Source organism: Embleya sp. NPDC127516 (assembly GCF_044765325.1).
Lineage (GTDB): Bacteria > Actinomycetota > Actinomycetes > Streptomycetales > Streptomycetaceae > Embleya.
This window is the reverse complement of record NZ_JBIWJT010000019.1, coordinates 20,289-38,762: the sequence shown is the minus strand read 5'-3', so window position 1 is coordinate 38,762 and position 18,474 is coordinate 20,289. Positions and strand designations below refer to the sequence as shown.

At 73.6% G+C, this 18,474-nt stretch carries 2 protein-coding genes and 1 pseudogene; all 3 read right to left on the bottom strand.

Translation table 11 applies throughout. The features are described from left to right. Positions 1 to 11,706, bottom strand: a complete 11,706-nt coding sequence (locus ACIRL2_RS32160; protein ID WP_402236928.1) for an SDR family NAD(P)-dependent oxidoreductase — start codon at positions 11,704 to 11,706, stop codon at positions 1 to 3. Between the two features lie 60 nt (positions 11,707 to 11,766). After that, positions 11,767 to 11,823, bottom strand: a pseudogene (locus tag ACIRL2_RS32155) (polyketide synthase docking domain-containing protein); the annotation flags it as partial. Between the two features lie 51 nt (positions 11,824 to 11,874). Then, entirely contained in the window at positions 11,875 to 18,471 is a 6,597-nt protein-coding gene (locus tag ACIRL2_RS32150) for an SDR family NAD(P)-dependent oxidoreductase (RefSeq protein ID WP_402236715.1), read from the bottom strand. Positions 18,472 to 18,474: the final 3 nt, after the last annotated feature.

Sequence of the window (18,474 nt, the reverse complement as noted above, 5' to 3'; positions counted from 1 at the left end):
TCAACCCCCGTGGCTGGCCGAATCGGCGTCCAGGGCGCCGAATTCGTCGTCGATGAGCGCGAACATCTCCGCCGCCGAGGCGGTGGTCAGTTCCGGACCGGTGCGAGCGTCGCCTTCCTCGTCGGCGCCGTCGTGCGGCGCGTCGCTCCACGTCCACAACAACTGCCGCAGGCGTTCGGCGATCAGCGCGCGTTCGTCCCCGGCGGGCCCCGCGGCCGCGGTGCCGGCCAGTGCCGCCTCCAGGCGGTCCAGCTCGGCCAGGACCGGCAGCACCGGCCGATCGGTGTCCGGCACCAGCTCGGCGCGCAGCCAGTCGGCCAGCGCCGCGGGCGTCGGGTGATCGAAGATCAGCGTGGCCCGCAACCGCAGGCCCGCCGCCGCGCCGAGCCGATTGCGCAGTTCGACACCGATCAGGGAGTCGAAGCCCAGTTCCTTGAACGAGCGGTCCGGGTCGACCGCGTCCGCCGAGGCGTGACCCAGCACCGCCGCCACGTGCTTGCGCACCAGGTCCGACACGGCGTGCGCGCGCTGCCCGACCGGCAATTCGGCCAGCAGCTCGCGCAGCGGTCGGGCCGCGTCGCCCTCCCGCGCCGCCCGCTTGGCCGGGGTTCGGACCAGGCCGTGCAGGATCGGCTGGAGCACCCCGTCCAGGGCCGCGGCCTGGAGCGCGGTGTGGTCCAGGCGCGCGGCCAGGACCGTGGCGTCGCTGTGGATCGCCGCGTCGAACAGGGCGAGTCCCTCGTCGTCGGACAGGCCGGCCACGCCCGCCCGGCCCAGCCGGGCCAGCTCGTTCGCGTCCAGTCCCCCGGTCAGCTCGCTGGCCGTCTCCCAGCGGCCCCACGCGATCGACGTCCCGGGCAGGCCCTCGGCCCGGCGCCGGGCCGCGAGTGCGTCCAGGAACGCGTTGGCCGCCGCGTAGTTCGCCTGTCCGGGGCCGCCGAGCAGACCGGCCGCCGACGAGAAGAGCACGAGGGCCGTCGGGCCGTCGCCGTGCTCGCGGGTCAGCGCGTCCAGATGCGCCGCCGCGTCCGCCTTGGGCCCGAAGACACCGGCGATCCGCTCGGGCGTGAGCGACTCGACCAGGCCGTCGTCCAACGCGCCGGCCGCGTGCACCACCGCGTCGAACCGATGCCCGGCGAGCAGCCCGGCCACCGCGTCGCGGTCCGCGACGTCACAGGCCACGACGGCGACCCGGGCACCCGCCTCGACCAGTTCGTCGGCCAGTTCGCGGGCACCGGGTGCGTCCGGACCGCGGCGACTGGTGAGGACCAGGTCCAGCACACCGTGCCGGCGCACCAGGTGTCGGGCCACCAGCGCGCCGAGCGTGCCGGTGCCACCGGTGATCAGGACCCGGCTGTCCGGGCCCCACGTCGGCGCCGCATCCTCGTGCGCCGTGTCCGCCGCCGGCTCGTCCCGAGTGAGTCGGGGTACCCGCGGCGCGCCGTCGACGAGCGCGACATACGGCTCGCCGGTGGCCACCGCCGCCGCGAGTTGCGCGTCGGTCGGGCCTGTTGTGCCGCCCGCGGCCGGCTTCTCCGGCTCGGCGTCGACCAGGACGAAGCGGTCCGGGTGTTCGGCCTGCGCCGACCGCACCAGCCCGAAGGCCGCCGCGAGTTCCGGATCGACGTGCGCTCCCCGCCCGACCAGGACCAACCGGGAGCCGCCGAAACGCTCGTCGGCCAGCCACGACTGCGCCAACGCCAGGGAGCGGAGCGTGGGTTCGTGGGCCCCCGGGTCGAGCGCCGCGGAACTCGACGTCGATGCGAACTCGTACACGACCAGGTCCGGGGTCACTGTGTCGAGCGTGTTCGGCAGTTCGCCGGCCGGGCCCAGTCGGAGCACGGTGGGCGCCGGGCCCTCGACCGGGTCTTCGGCCGGGATCCACCGCACGCGGTACAGCCCGTCCGCTCCGGCCGTGCCGGCGGACCGCAGCAGTTCCTCGGCCACCGGCCGGAACACCAGCGATCCGGCCGAGGCGATCGGGCGACCGCTCTCGTCGGCGACGTCGAGGGACACCGCGTCCGGCCCGGCCGACGCCAGGCGTACCCGCAGCGCCGAGGCGCCCGAGCCGTGGAGCGTGACCCCGGACCACATGAACGGCAGTCGAATGCCCGAATCGGGCGACGTCCGCTCGCCCTCGGCACGCAGGAAGACCGTGTGCAGTGCGGCATCCAGCAGCGCCGGATGCACCCCGAAGCCGGCCGCCGGCGTCTCCTCCGGCAGCGCCACCTCGGCGAACACCTCGTCGCCGCGCCGCCAGACCCGACGCAGTCCCTGGAAAACCGGGCCGTAGCCGTAGCCGCCGCGCAACAACCGGTCGTAGAACCCGTCCACATCCACCGGAACGGCACCCGTCGGCGGCCACACGGCCGCATCGGCGTCGGCGGATCGCCCCCTGTCGTCCTTGGCTTCGCGGGCGAGCACACCGGTGGCGTGCCGACGCCACTCGTCCTCGCCCGCTTCCGTGCCTCCCGCGTCCCCCGGCTCCTCCGCGCGGGAGTAGATCCCCAGTTGCCGATAGCCGGCCTCGTCGGGAGCCGAGACGGATACGTGCAGCCGCACCGCGCCGTCCTCGGTCAGCACGATCGGGGCCTCGACCACCAGTTCCTCGACCGACGCGCAGCCGACCTGGTCGGCGGCCCGAACGGCCAGGTCCACGAACGCCGTTCCGGGCACCAGGATCGCACCGAGCACCGCGTGGTCGGCCAGCCAGGGATGGGTCCGCACCGAAAGTCGACCGGTGAACGCGAACCCGCCCGAGTCGGGCAGCGCGACCGCCGCACCCAGGAGCGCGTGTCCCGCGCTGCCGAGCCCGAGTCCGGCGACATCCGTGCTCGTCGACTCGACCGACTTCAGCCAGTAGTGCTCGTGCTGGAAGGCGTAGGTGGGCAGTTCGACGACCCGAGCGCCGGTACCCGCGAAAGCCTGCGACCAGTCGACCTCCACGCCGTGCGCGAACGCCTCGCCGAGCGAGGTCAGGAACCGATCGAGCCCGCCCTCGTTGCGCCGCAGCGACCCGAGCGTGACCGCGTCGGAGTCGGCGTCGTCGAGCGTGCCCTGCACGCCGACCGTGAGCACCGGATGCGCACTGGACTCGACGAACGCCCCGATCCCGTCCGCGAGCAGCGCCCGCGTCGCCAGATCGAACCGCACCGGCTCCCGCAGATTCCGGAACCAATACCCCGCGTCCAACCCCGCCGTATCCAACCGCTCACCCGTCACCGCCGAGTAGAACGGAACCACCGACGAACGCGGCACGATCGGAGCGAGAATCTCCAGAAGTTCGTCCCGCAGATCCTCCACATGCGTGGAGTGCGACGCGTAGTCCACCGGAATCCGCCGGGCCTCGACGCCGAACTCGGCGGCCAGCGCGGCGATCAGCTCCTCCAGCGCGTCCGGGTCACCCGAGACGACCGTGGACGTCGGTCCGTTCACCGTCGCCACGCCGACCCGGCCGGCCCACCGACTCAGCCGTTCCTCGACCTCGGCGAGCGGCAACGGTACGGACACCATGCCGCCCCGCCCGGCCAGCGACCGCCCGATCGCCTGACTGCGCAAAGCCACCACGCGCGCCGCGTCCGACAACGTCAGACCCCCGGCCACACACGCCGCCGCGATCTCACCCTGCGAATGACCCACCACCGCCGCCGGCACCACCCCGAACGACCGCCACAGCTCGGCCAACGACACCATCACCGCGAACAACACCGGCTGGACCACATCCACCCGGTCCAACGACGGCGCATCCACACCGCCCCGCAACACCTCGACCAGCGACCAGTCGACGAACTCCGCCAACGCCGCCTCACACTCCGCGATCCGCGCAGCGAACACCGGCGCGGCATCCAACAGTTCGGCCGCCATCCCGACCCACTGCGACCCCTGACCCGGAAACACCAGTGCCACGGCTCGGCCGGCCGCCGGGCCCGTGCCGACCGCGAGGTCGGAGAGACCGGCGAGCAGCGTGTCGCGGTCGGTGCCCACGACCACCGCGCGGTGGTCGAACACGGATCGGGTCCGTGCCAGTGACCAGCCGATGTCGATGGGCGTAGTGTCCGGGTGGGCGACCACGAACTCGCGCAGGCGCGCGGCCTGGTCGCGCAGTCCGCTCGCACTGCGCGCGGACAGCGGCCACGGGACGGCGGGCGTCGAGCCGGTCGGCTCCGCTTCGGACTTTTCCGCAGCGGGCTCGGGTTCGGCCTGTTCGAGGATCGCGTGCGCGTTCGTGCCGCTGATCCCGAACGAGGAGACGCCCGCGCGGCGGGGTGCGTCGCGCTCCGGCCACTCCCGCGCCTCGGTGAGCAGCGACACTGTCCCCGAGGACCAGTCGATGTGCGGGGAGGGCTCGTCCGCGTGCAGCGTCCGGGGCAGTGCGCCTCGACGCAGCGCCTCGACCATCTTGATCACACCCGCCACCCCGGCGGCGGCCTGCGCGTGCCCGATGTTCGACTTCAACGACCCCAGCCACAACGGGCGTTCCGCGTCGCGGTCGCGCCCGTACGTGGCCGACAACGCCTGCGCCTCGATCGGATCACCCAACGCCGTCCCGGTACCGTGCGCCTCCACCGCGTCCACATCACCCGCCGACAACCGGGCATCCGCCAACGCGGCCTCGATCACCCGCTGCTGCGACGGACCGTTCGGCGCGGTCAACCCATTGCTCGCACCGTCCTGGTTGACCGCCGTACCGCGCACCACGGCCAGCACGCGGTGCCCGTTGCGCCGCGCGTCGGACAGCCGTTCCAGCACCAGCATGCCGACGCCCTCGGCGGAGCCGAAGCCGTCCGCGTCGGCGCCGAACGCCTTGCACCGGCCGTCCACCGCCAGTCCGCGCTGCTTGCTGAACGCGACGAACATGCCGGGGGCCGACATCACCGTCACTCCTCCGGCGAGTGCCATGGCGCACTCGTCGTGGCGCAGTGCCTGCACGGCCAGGTGCAGCGCGACCAGCGAGGACGAGCACGCGGTGTCGACCGTGATGGCCGGCCCCTCCAGACCGAAGGTGTAGGAGATCCGGCCGCTGATCACGGAGGCCGCGTTGCCGGTGAGCAGGTGGCCCTCCAGGCCGGTCGCGCCGTCGCCCGGCCGCCCCGCGTAGTCCTGCGCGATGGCACCGACGAAGACGCCGGTCCGGCTGCCCCGAACCGTGTCCGGATCGATTCCGGCCCGCTCGAACGCCTCCCACGACGTCTCCAGGAGCAGTCGCTGCTGCGGGTCCATCGCGAGCGCCTCGCGCGGCGAGATACCGAAGAACGCCGCGTCGAACTCGCCCGCGTCGTGCAGGAATCCGCCCTGCCGGGTGTAGCTGGTGCCGGGATGCTCCGGGTCCGGGTCGTACAGCCCCGCCAGATCCCAGCCCCGGTCCTGCGGGAAACCGGTGATCGCGTCGCCACCCCGCGACACCAGGCGCCACAGGTCGTCCGGCGACGCCACGTCGCCGGGGAACCGGCAGCCCATCCCGACGATCGCGATCGGCTCGTGGTCCGACCCGGGTTCGGCGGCCGGCCGAGCCGGCGTGGGGTCTGCCGTCGTGTCGAAGAGCCGGTCGTGCAGGTACTGCGCCAGTACGGCCGGGGTGGGGTAGTCGAAGACCAGCGTGGCGGGCAGCCGCAGTCCGGTCGCGGCGTTGAGCCGGTTGCGCAGTTCGACCGCGGTGAGCGAGTCGAAGCCCAACTCCTTGAACGCCCGATCCTTGTCCACCGCGGCCGCCGACCCGTGCCCGAGCACGGTGGCGACCTGGACGCGGACGAGTTCGCGCAGCGCGTCGGCGCGTTCGGCCGCGGTGTTCCCGGCCAGTCGTTGGGCCAGTGCGGTGCCGCCGGCCGCGGGCCCTGCCGCGACGGTGCGACGCGTCCGGGTCCGGACCAGGCCGCGCAGCAGGTGCGGAGTCGCACTGGTGGCAGCCTCGCGCGGCGTCGACAGGTCCAGGCGGGTCGGCACGAGCGCGGGCTCGTCGAGCGCGAGCGCGGCATCGAGCAGGGCCAACCCCTGCTCGGTGGTCAGCGGGATCAGTCCGCCACGCGCCATCCGGCGCAGGTCGCCCTCGCTCAGGTGCCCGGTCATCCCGGTGGACTGGGCCCACAGGCCCCAGGCCAACGACACACCGGGCAACCCGCGCGCGTGCCGGCGCTCGGCCAGCGCGTCCAGGAAGGCGTTCGCCGCGGCGTAGTTGGCCTGCCCCGGACCGCCGAACGTGCCGGCGGCGGAGGAGAAGAGCACGAACATCGCCAGGTCCGCGTCCGCGGTCAGCTCGTCCAGGTGCACCGCCGCGTCGACCTTGGCACGGAAGACCGCGTCGATCCGGTCGGGCGTCAACGACTCGATCACGCCGTCGTCCAACACACCCGCCGCGTGCACCACGCCGGTCAACGGATGCTCCGGCGCAATCGCGGCCAGCACCTCGGCGAGCGCCGTCCGGTCGCCGACGTCGGCCGCCGCGAAGGCCACCTCCGCTCCCGACTCGCGCAGTTCCGCGGCGAGTTCGGCGGCGCCCGGTGCGTCCGCACCGCGCCGGGAAAGCAACAGGAGGTTTCGCGCGCCGTGTTCGGTCACCAGATGCCGGGCCAGCAGTCCGCCGAGTGCACCGCTCGCACCGGTGATCAGTACCGTGCCGTCGGGATCCGGGGTGCGTGGGACCCGCAGCACCAACTTGCCCACGTGGCGGGCCTCGCGCAGGTGCCGCATCGCGTCGGGCGCGCGGCGCAGGTCCCACGCGCTCGTCGGCAGCGGGTGCAAGGCGCCGCTCTCGCACAGCGCCAGGATCTCGGTGAGGATCTCGTGGATGCGGTCCGGCCCGGCATCGGCGACGAGGTCGAACGCGCGGTACGTCACCCCGGGCCGCTCGGCGGCCACCGCGTCCGCGTCTCGGATGTCAATCTTGCCCATCTCCACGAACCGACCGCCGGGAGCGAGCAGTGCGAGCGATTCGTCCACGAACTCCCGGGCCAGCGAGTTCAATACGACATCGAAGCCGCGCCCGTCGCCCGCCGTCGCGAAGCGCTCGCCGAAGCCGACCGATCGGGACGAGGCCAAGCGTTCGTCGCCCAACCCGGTCGCGGCCCACTTCGCCGGACTCGCCGTACCCCAGATCTCGGCGCCGAGGTGGCGGGCCACCTGCACCGCCGCCATCCCGACACCACCGGCCGCCGCGTGCACCAACAACGACTCACCCCGCCGCAGCCCGGCCAGATCCACCAGCCCGTAGTACGCCGTCGCGAACACCACCGGCACCGACGCCGCCTGCTCGAACGACCAACCCGTCGGCACCCGCACCACCATCCGGGCGTCGGCCACCGCGAGCGGCCCGAAGGCACCCGCGAACAGGCCCATCACCCGATCGCCCGGGGTCAGGTCGTGCACTCCGGGCCCGATCTCGACGACCACCCCGGCGCCTTCACTGCCCAACGACGCCTCGCCCGGATACATCCCGAGGGCGATCAGCACATCCCGGAAGTTCAGCCCGGCGGCCCGGACCGCCACCCGAACCTGACCGGCCGCCAACGGCTCCTCGCCGTCCCGGTCCGGGAGCAGGGCCAGTTCGGCCAGCGATCCATCGGCCGACGCGGCCAGCCGCCATCCGGCGACGTCGGTAGGCGGAAGCAGGGCGGTGGTCTCGGCGGCCCGGACCAGCCGGGGCGCGTACACCGTGCCGGCCCGGACCGCGAGTTGCGGTTCGTCCCCCGCGAGGGCGCCGTTCAGCACGTCCGACGGGATCGCCTCGCCGTCCAGGTCGAGCAGCACGATCCGCCCGGGATGCTCCGCCTGTGCCGACCGCACCAGCCCTCGGGCGGCGGCGACCGAGGGATCGGCGCCCGTCGTGGCGCCGCCCCGGGTGACCAGGACCAGCCGGGCATCGGCGAACCGCTCGTCGGCCACCCATCGCTGTACAAGGGCCAGTGCCCGACTCGTCGCCGCCCGCGCGGCCTGCGCCGGCTCGACGCCGGCGTCGTCCGCACCGAGGTCCACGAAAACCAGCTCCGGCACGGCCGCACCGTCGGCGAGCGCGGCGTCCGCGTCGGCCGCCGGCTCGAGACCGTCGAGACCGAGGTCCGTCTCGGAGACACCGAGGTGGACGCGACGACCGGCGGGGGTCGCGTCCGCGGCCGGCTCCAGCGGGATCCAGTCGGTGCGGAACAACGCGTCCCGGGTATTCACGGTGGGCCGGAGCCCGTCGGCGGCCACCGGACGGGCGACCAGCGAGGCGATCGAGGCCACCGGGTTGCCCGTCGCGTCGGCCACCAGCACGGAGACCGTGTCCGGTCCGGCCGCGGTCACCCGAACCCGAAGCGCGTCTGCCCCGGTCGCGTGCAGCACGACATCGGACCACGCGAACGGCAGCCGCACCTCGGCCGGCGCGCCGCCCGTCGTGCCGAGGAGCACGGCATGCAGCGCCGCGTCCAGGAGCGCGGGGTGCAGCCCGAAGTCGGCCGGCGAGACACCCTCCGGCAGGGTGACCTCGGCGAACACGTCCTCGCCCGCCCGCCAGGCCCGGCGCAGGCCCCGGAACACCGGCCCATAGCCCAGGCCCGCGTCCGCGAGGCCGGAGTACAGCCCGGACGTGTCGAGTTCCTCCGCACCGGCCGGCGGCCAAGTCGTCAGTCCCTGCACCGCCTCCGTCGCCGCCACGCCGAGTACGCCCGACGCGTGCCGCGTCCACGGCTCCTCGCTCCCGTCGGCGTCCTCGGGCCGCGAGTACACGTCGAAGGTGCGCCGCCCGCTCTCGTCCGCCGCCGATGTGGCCAGGTGCACCTGTACGGCGCCGTGTTCGGGCAGGAGGAGTGGTGCCTCCAGGGTCAGTTCCTCCAGGGTCGGGCAGCCGACCCGGTCACCGGCCTGGATCGCCAGTTCGACGAACGCCGTTCCCGGCAGCAGTACCGTGCCGTGCACCGCGTGGTCGGCGAGCCACGGCTGGGTGCGCACCGACAGCCGGCCCGTGAGCAGGACTCCGCCGGACTCCGGCATCGAGATCGCCGCACCGAGCAGCGGGTGCCGAGGCGCGCCGAGCCCCAATTGCCGTGCGTCGGTCAACCCCTCGACGTTCGGCAGCCAGTAGTGCTCGTGCTGGAAGGCGTAGGTCGGCAGTTCGGCCGCGCGGACGGTCGTGGCGGTGAACGCCGGCGACCAGTCGACGTCCACACCGTTCACGAACGCCTCGCCGAGCGAGGTCAGGAACCGGTCCGGACCGCCCTCGTTGCGCCGCAGCGACCCGAGCGTGACCGCGTCGGAGTCGGCGTCGTCGAGCGTGCCCTGCACGCCGACCGTGAGCACCGGATGCGCACTGGACTCGACGAACGCCCCGATCCCGTCCACGAGCAGCGCCCGCGTCGCCAGATCGAACCGCACCGGCTCCCGCAGATTCCGGAACCAGTAGGCGGCATCCAATCCCGCCGTATCCAACCGCTCACCCGTCACCGCCGAGTAGAACGGAACCACCGACGAACGGGGCACGATCGGACCCAGAATCTCCAGGAGTTCGTCCCGCAGATCCTCCACATGGGTCGAGTGCGACGCGTAGTCCACCGGAATCCGCCGGGCGCGCACATCCTCGGCCTCGTACCCGGCAACCAGCTCGTCCAGCGCGTCGGGATCGCCGGAAACCACTGTCGACGCAGGCCCGTTCACGGCCGCGATGCCGATCCGACCGTCCCACCCGGTCAGCCGCTCCTCGACTTCGCCGAGCGGCAGCGGCACCGAAACCATCCCACCCCGCCCGGCCAGTGACCGCGCGATCGCCTGACTGCGCAAAGCCACCACGCGCGCCGCATCCGACAACGTCAGACCCCCGACCACACACGCCGCCGCGATCTCACCCTGCGAATGACCCACCACCGCCGCCGGCACCACCCCGAACGACCGCCACAGCTCGGCCAACGACACCATCACCGCGAACAACACCGGCTGGACCACATCCACCCGGTCCAACGACGGCGCCTGTGCGCCATCGCGCAGCACCTCGACCAGCGACCAGTCGACGAACTCCGCCAACGCCGACTCACACTCCGCGATCCGCGCCGCGAACACCGGCGAGGCGTCCAACAGTTCGGCCGCCATCCCGACCCACTGCGACCCCTGACCCGGAAACACCAGCGCGAGGGGGCGGCCGATGCCGCCACCGCCGCTCAGTACGCGCTCGTCGGTCGCCATGTCGGCGACCGACAAAGACTTCAGCCCGGCGACGAACTCGTCCCGCTCGACGCCGAGTATCACCGCCCGATGCTCGAACGCCGACCGCGACCGGGCGAGCGCGTGGCCCACCTCGGCGACCGACCGCTGCGATCCACCCGCGACGAACTCGGCCAGCCGCGCCGCCTGGTCGGTCAGCGCGCGCTCCGTGCGGCCCGATACGACCCACGGAATCGTCCTCCCGAAGGCACCGGCCGAGGCGTCGACCGCGTCCGGCGCCGGCCCTGCTTCGGGCTCTTCCTCCGCAGCCGGGGCCTGCTGGAGGATGGTGTGCGCGTTGGTGCCGCTCATGCCGAACGAGGACACGGCGGCCCGTCGGGGCCGGCCCGTCTCCGGCCAGGCCACCTGCTCCGCGAGCAGCGAGACCGCTCCCGTCGACCAGTCGACCCGGTCGGTGGGCCGGTCCACGTGCAGCGTCCTGGGCAACACGCCGTGTCGGAGGGCCTGGACCATCTTGATCACGCCGCCGACCCCGGCCGCCGCCTGGGTGTGGCCGACGTTCGACTTCAACGACCCCAGCCACAACGGGCGTTCCGCGTCGCGGTCGCGCCCGTACGTGGCCAACAGCGCCTGCGCCTCGATCGGATCACCCAACGCCGTCCCGGTACCGTGCGCCTCCACCGCGTCCACGTCACCCGCCGACAACCGCGCATCCGCCAACGCGGCCTCGATCACCCGCTGCTGCGACGGACCGTTCGGCGCGGTCAACCCGTTGCTCGCACCGTCCTGGTTGATCGCGGAGCCGCGGACGACGGCGAGCACCGTGCGGCCGTTGCGCCGGGCGTCGGACAGTCGCTCCAGGACCAGGATGCCGACGCCCTCGGCGGAGCCGAAGCCGTCCGCGTCGGCGCCGAACGCCTTGCACCGGCCGTCCGCGGACAGACCGCGCTGCCGGCTGAATCCCACGAAGGTGCTGGGCGTGGCCATCACGGTCGCGCCGCCGGCCAGGGCGAGCGCGCACTCGCCGTGCCGCAGCGCGCGCACCGCGAGGTGCAGCGCCACCAGCGACGACGAACAGGCCGTGTCCACGGTGACCGCCGGGCCCTCCAGGCCCAGCGTGTACGACAGCCGGCCCGAGGCGACGCTGGTGGCCCGGCCGGTGACCAGGAAGCCCTCCAGGTTCGCCGCCGTGGCCTCGTCCATCCGTACCGCGTAGTCCTGGAACATCGCGCCGATGTACGCGCCGGTGCCGCTCCCGCGGATCGACTCGGGGCGGATGCCGGCCCGCTCCAGGGCCTCCCAGGACGTCTCCAGGAGCAGCCGCTGCTGCGGGTCCATCGCGAGCGCCTCGCGCGGCGAGATACCGAAGAACGCCGCGTCGAACTCGCCTGCGTCGTGCAGGAATCCGCCCGTGCGGGCGTACGAGGTGCCCACGTGGTCCGGGTCGTCGTCGAACAGCGTCTCCAGGTCCCAACCGCGGTTGTCCGGGAAGCCGGTGATGCCGTCGCCGCCCTCGGCGACCAACCGCCACAGGTCCTCGGGCGAGGACACCCCGCCGGGGAATCGGCAGCCCATGCCGACGATCGCGATCGGCTCGTGGTCGCTCTCCTCCGCGGCGGCCAGCCGCCGGCGGGTCTCGCGCAGGTCGTTGGTGACCCGCTTGAGGTAGTCCCGCAGCTTCTCTTCGTTCGCGTTCGCCACCGTGCCGTCAACTCCCCTTCAGAACACGCGATTCGTACGTACGGGACCCGGTCAGGACACGCCGAGCTCGTTGTCGATCAGGTCGAACATCTCGTCGTCGCTGGCCGTGTCGACCTCGTCCCGGGCGACCGGGGCGTCCTCGGTCGCCGAGTCGGCGCCCTCGTTCCACTTCCACAGCAGCGCGCGCAGCCGCGCGGTGATCCTGGTGCGGTCCTGATCCGGCACCTCCACCTCGCCCAGGGCCGCGTCCACGCGGTCCAGTTCGGCCAGCAGCGTGGCCGCCGAGGTGGGGCCCGCCGCCGGCGCCAGTTCGGCGCCCAGGTGCGCGGCGAGCAGCGCCGGGGTGGGGTAGTCGAAGACCAGCGTGGCGGGCAGCCGCAGTCCGGTCGCGGCGTTGAGCCGGTTGCGCAGTTCGACCGCGGTGAGCGAGTCGAAGCCCAACTCCTTGAACGCCCGATCCTTGTCCACCGCGGCCGCCGACCCGTAACCGAGCACGGCCGCCGCGTGGGTGCGGGCCAACTCGACCAGCACCCGTTCCCGTTCGGCGGCGGGCAGGCCCGCGAGCCGATCCGCCACCGAGGACCGGCCTCCGCCGCTCGATCCGGCCCGCGCGGTACGCCGCGCCGACCCGGTGCCCAGCGCGCGGAGCAGGTGCGGGACGGCCTCCGGTGCCACGTCGCGCAGCGCGGCCGGTTCCAGCCGGGTGGGTACCAGTACCGGCTCGTCGACGAGCTGCGCGGCGTCGAACAGGGCCAGTCCCAGTTCGGTGGACAGCGGGATCAGTCCGCCGCGCGCCATCCGGCGCAGGTCGCCCTCGCTCAGGTGCCCGGTCATCGCGCTGGACTGGGCCCACAGACCCCAGGCCAACGACACACCGGGCAACCCGCGCGCCCGCCGACCGGCCGCCACCGCGTCCAGGAAGGCGTTCGCCGCAGCGTAATTGCCCTGCCCCGGACCGCCGAACGTGCCGGCCGCGGAGGAGAACAGCACGAACATCGCCAGGTCCGCGTCCGCGGTCAACTCGTCCAGATGCACCGCCGCGTCCGCCTTGACCCGGAAGACCGCGTCCACCCGGTCGGGTGTCAGCGAACCGATCACCCCGTCGTCCAGGACGCCCGCCGCGTGCACGACGCCGGTCAGCGGATGCTCCGGGGAGATTCCGGCCAACACCTGGGCGAGCGCCGCCCGGTCGGTCGCGTCGGCCGCCGCGAATCGCACCGTCGCACCCGATTCGGCCAGTTCGGCGGCGAGTTCCCCGGCACCTGCCGCGTCCGCGCCGCGCCGAGACACCAACAGCAGGTGGCGCACGCCGCGTTCGGTCACCAGGTGCCGGGCCAACAGTCCGCCCAGCACGCCGCTCGCACCGGTGATCAGCACCGTGCCGTCCGGGTTCACGGCCCGGGGCATGGTGAGTACGACCTTGCCCACGTTCTTGGCTTCGCGCAGGTAGCGGAAGGCGGTCGGGGCGCGGCGGATGTCCCACTCGACGATCGGCAGCGGGGTCAGCACGCCCTGCTCGAAGAGCGCGACGAGTTCACCGAGGATCTCGCCGACCCGGACCGGTCCGGCGTCGCCCACGAGGTCGAACGCGCGGTACGTCACTCCGGGCCGCTCGGCGGCCACCGCGTCGGCATCGCGGATGTCGGTCTTGCCCATTTCCACGAACCGACCGCCGGCCGCCAGCAATCCGAGCGATTCGTCGACGAATTCCCCGGCCAGCGAGTTCAGCACCACGTCGAAGCCGCGGCCGTTGCCCGCGCCCTCGAACCGCTGGCCGAAGCCCAGGGAGCGCGACGACGCGAGGCGTTCCTCGGGCAGTCCGGTCGCCGCCCACTTGGCCGGGCTCGCGGTACCCCAGATCTCGACGCCGAGGTGGCGGGCCAACTGCACCGCCGCCATCCCGACGCCACCGGCCGCCGCGTGCACCAACAACGACTCACCCCGCCGCAGGCCGGCCAGATCCACCAGCCCGTAGTACGCCGTCGCGTACACCACCGGGATCGACGCCGCCTGGGCGAACGACCAGTCGGCGGGCACCCGCACCACCATCCGTCCGTCGGCCACCACGATCGGGCCGAATCCGCCGGAGAACACGCCCATCACCCGGTCGCCCGGCGCGACGTGGGTCACCTCGGTGCCGATCTCGGTGACCACACCCGCGCCTTCGGCGCCCAGCAGCGCGTCGTCCCCGGGATACATGCCGAGCGCGACGAGCACGTCGCGGAAATTCAGTCCGGCCGCGCGCACCTCGATCCGCACCTCGTGCGCGGCCAGCGGCTCCCGCGCACGCGGCGCGGGCAGCAGCGCCAGGTCCTCCAGGGTGCCCTTGACCGGGATGTCCAGGCGCCAGGCACCGTCCGAGTTCGGCGGGATCAGTGCGTCCTCGGCCGCCGCGCGGGCCAGCCGGGACACCCGCACCCGCCCGGCGCGCACCGCGAACTGCGGTTCGTCGCTCGCCCGCAGGATCGGCAGGACGCGGACCGCGTCGGCGGCTTCGGCCAGGTCCAGCAGCACGAATCGGCCGGGCTGTTCGGTCTGGGCGGTGCGGATCAGGCCGCGCACCGCCGCGCCCACCGGATCGGTGTCCGCGCCCGCGCCGACCGGGACGGCACCTCGGGTGACCACGACGAGTCGGGACTGCGCGAAGCGTTCGTCGGCCAGCCACTCCTGGGCGACGCCGAGCGCGCGGTGGGTGGCGAGCCGGGCGGCGTCCGCGACGCTCACGCCCGACTCGCCGGCATACGGCGTCCCGGTCTCGCCGAAGGCGGCGAACAACACGAGGGCCGGCGGCTCCTGCTCCGCCGAGGTCGGCAGTTCGGCGAGCGAACCGATCGCGGTCGTCTGGACCCCCGCCTCCCGCAGCGCCGCGCTCAGCGGTCCGTCGGCGTTCTCCCCGAGAACCACCCAGGTCCCCTCCGCCGCACCGTCGTCCACGGCCGGTTCCCACTCCGGCCAGGTGGGTCGGAACAGGGCGTCCTGAGTCGCCCGCCCCGCGTCGCGCACCTGCTCGGCGGCAAGGGGTCGCAACACCAGCGACCCGACCGAGACGACCGGCGCACCGCCGGCGTCCACGGCCTCGACCGAGACCGCGTCCGCACCCGCGCCCTGCGGCGCCACCCGCACCCGCAGCGTGTCCGCACCCGTCGCGTGCAGCACGACCCCGGACCAGGAGAACGGCAGCCGCACCTCGGCCCGCTCCCCCGCGCCCAGCGCCACCGCGTGCAGGGCCGCGTCCAGCAGCGCCGGGTGGATGCCGAAATCGGCCGGCGAGACACCCTCCGGCAGGGACACCTCGGCGTACACCTCGTCGCCGACCCGCCAGGCCCGACGCAGCCCGCGAAACACCGGCCCGTAGCCCAGGCCCGCGTCCGCCAGGCTCGGGTACAGGTCCTCGACCGGCACCTCCGCCGCGCCCGCCGGCGGCCACTGCGCCGCCGCACCACCGGCCGGCGCCGATCGTGCGCCGCCGAGCACTCCGGAGGCGTGCCGTGTCCACGGCTGCTCCGCCGGCGCCCGCTCGTCCGAGGCGTGCACGGTGAACGCCCGGCGACCCTCCTCGTCCGGTCCGCCCACGGTGAGCTGAAGCCGTACGCCGCCCTCGATCGGGATCACCAGCGGTGCGTGCAGGGTCAGTTCCTCGACCACACCGCAGCCGACCCGGTCGCCCGCCGCGATCGCCAGTTCGACGAACGCCGTACCGGGAAGGATCACCACGTCGTGCACGGCGTGGTCGAGCAACCACGGTCGGGTCCGTGTGGACAACCTGCCGGTGCACAGCAGTCCACCGGTCTCGGGCAGCGGTACGACCGCGCCCAGCAGCGGGTGCTCCGCCGACGCCAGCCCCAGCCCCGAGGCGTCCGAGGGGCCCGCGTCGCCGGCGTCCAGCCAGAAGTGTTGCCGCTGGAACGCGTACGTGGGCAGGTCGATGGGGTGCCCGGCGGCCTCGGGGAAGGCCGCGGTCCAGTCCACTCGGGCGCCGTGCACGTGCGCCTCGGCGACCGAGTGCAGGAAGCGGCCCAGGCCGCCCTCGTCGCGCCGCAGCGAGCCCAGCGCGACCCCCGAGCTCTCTCCGGCCTCGAGCGTCTCGCGCGCGCCGACGGTCAGCACGGGGTGCGGGCTCGCCTCGACGAAGATGTCGATGCCCTGCCGGGACAGCGTGTCCACGGCCTGCTCGAAGCGCACCGTCTCGCGCAGGTTCCGATACCAGTACTCGGCGTCCAGGCGCCCGGTGTGCAGCCAGTCCTCGAGCACCGTCGAGTAGAACGGGATCTCCGACTCGCGAGGCTCGATCGGGTCCAGTACGTCGAGCAGTTCCGCGCGCAGGTCCTCGACGTGCGCCGAGTGCGACGCGTAGTCCACCGGGATCCGCCGGATCCGGATCTCGGCCGCCTCGAAGTGCGCCATCAGCTCGTCCAGCGCGTCCGCGTCGCCCGAGACCACCGTGGACGCCGGACCGTTCACGGCGGCGACACCGATCCGGCCGTCCCACCGGGTCAGTTCCTCCTCGACCTCGGCGAGCGGCAGCGGTATGGACACCATGCCGCCGCGCCCGGCCAGCGACCGCGCGATCGCCTGACTGCGCAACGCCACCACGCGCGCCGCATCCGACAACGTCAGCCCGCCCGCGACACACGCCGCCGCGATCTCACCCTGCGAATGACCCACCACCGCGGCCGGCACCACACCGAACGAGCGCCACACCCGCGCCAACGACACCATCACCGCAAACAACACCGGCTGGACCACATCCACCCGGTCCAACGACGCCGCACCCGCACCGCCCCGCAACACCTCGACCAGCGACCAGTCGACGAACTCCGCCAACGCCGCCTCACACTCCGCGACCCCCGCCGCGAACACGGGCGAGGTGTCCAGGAGTTCGGCCGCCATGCCGACCCACTGCGACCCCTGACCCGGAAACACCAGTGCCACGCCGACGTCCGCCGCCTCGCCCAGGGCCGTGCCCAGGACCACGTTCGGCGCGGGCATCGCCGGGTCGGCGGCGGCCAGCGATTCGAGTCCGGCGAGCAGGTCCTCGCGTTCGGGGCCCAGGATCACGGCGCGGTGCTCGAAGGCGGTTCGGGAGCCCGCGAGCGCGCGGCCGACCTCGGCGATCGACAGGTCCGGCCGGTCGGCCAGGAACTGTCGCAGTCGCGCCGCCTGCCCGCGCAGCGCGTCCGCGCCGCGCCCGGACAGGACCAGGGTGGCGTGGTCGTGCCGATCGCCGTCGACACCGGCACCGGACTCGATCGGTTCGGCCGGCGGCGCCTGTTCGAGGATGACGTGCGCGTTGGTGCCGCTGATCCCGAACGAGGACACTCCGGCACGGCGCGGGGCGTCCCGCTCCGGCCAGGCCACCGGCTCGGTCAGCAGGGACACCGCGCCCGTGGACCAGTCCACCTGGCGGGTCGGCCGGTCGATGTGCAGGCTCTTCGGCAGTACGCCGTGCCGCATCGCCTGGACCATCTTGATCACGCCGCCGACCCCGGCCGCCGCCTGGGTGTGACCGATGTTCGACTTCAACGAGCCCAGCCACAGCGGGCGTTCGGCGGTGTGCGCCCTCCCGTACGTGGCCAACAGGGCCTGCGCCTCGATCGGGTCGCCCAGCGCGGTCCCGGTGCCGTGCGCCTCGACCGCGTCGACGTCCGCGGCGGCCAGCCCGGCGTCCGCCAGCGCGGCCCGGATCACCCGCTGCTGGGCCGGGCCGTTGGGCGCGGTGAGGCCGTTGCTGGCGCCGTCCTGGTTGAGCGCGGTACCCCGGACCAGCGCGAGCACCCGATGGCCGTTGCGCTGTGCGTCGGAGAGCCGTTCCAGGAGCAGCATCCCGACGCCCTCGGCCCAGCCGGTGCCGTCCGCCGCCGCCGCGAACGACTTGCAGCGCCCGTCCGAGGACAGGCCGCGCTGGCGGCTGAACGCCACGAAGGTACCCGGGCTGGACATCACGGTGGCACCGCCGGCCAGGGCCAGCGTGCACTCGCCCCGGCGCAGCGCCTGGACCGCCAGGTGCAGGGTGACCAGCGAGGACGAGCACGCGGTGTCCACGGTGACCGCCGGGCCCTCCAGGCCCATCGTGTACGACACCCGGCCGGAGGCGACGCTGCCCGCGCTGCCGTTGCCCAGATAGCCCTCGACGTCCTCCGGTACCCGGCGCACCCGCGACGCGTAGTCGTGGTACATCAGCCCGGCGAAGATCCCGGTTCGGGTGCCCCGTACCGACTCGGGGTCGATCCCGGCCCGTTCGAACGCCTCCCAGGACGTCTCCAGGAGCAACCGCTGCTGCGGGTCCATCGCGAGCGCCTCGCGCGGCGAGATGCCGAAGAACGCCGCGTCGAACTCCAGGGCGTCGTGCAGGAATCCGCCCTCGCGGGCGTACGAGGTGCCGGCTCGCTCCGGGTCGTCGTCGAAGAGCGTGCCCAGGTCCCAGCCCCGGTCCTCGGGGAAGCCGGTGATGCCGTCGCCGCCCTCGGCGACCAGTCGCCACAGGTCCTCGGGCGAGCCCACGCCGCCCGGGTAGCGGCAGCTCATCCCGACGATCGCGATCGGCTCGCCGGCCGCGTCGGTCAGGTCCCGGTTCCGCTGCCGCAGTCGCTCGTTCTCCTTGAGCGAGGTCCGCAGCGCGTCGAGGACCCTCGTGTCCGTGTTCGTCATCAG

Bases quoted from the DNA above. Each gene is read 5' to 3' on its own strand.
- ACIRL2_RS32150 (WP_402236715.1), bottom strand. From the start codon at position 18,471: ATGACGAACACGGACACGAGGGTCCTCGACGCGCTGCGGACCTCGCTC.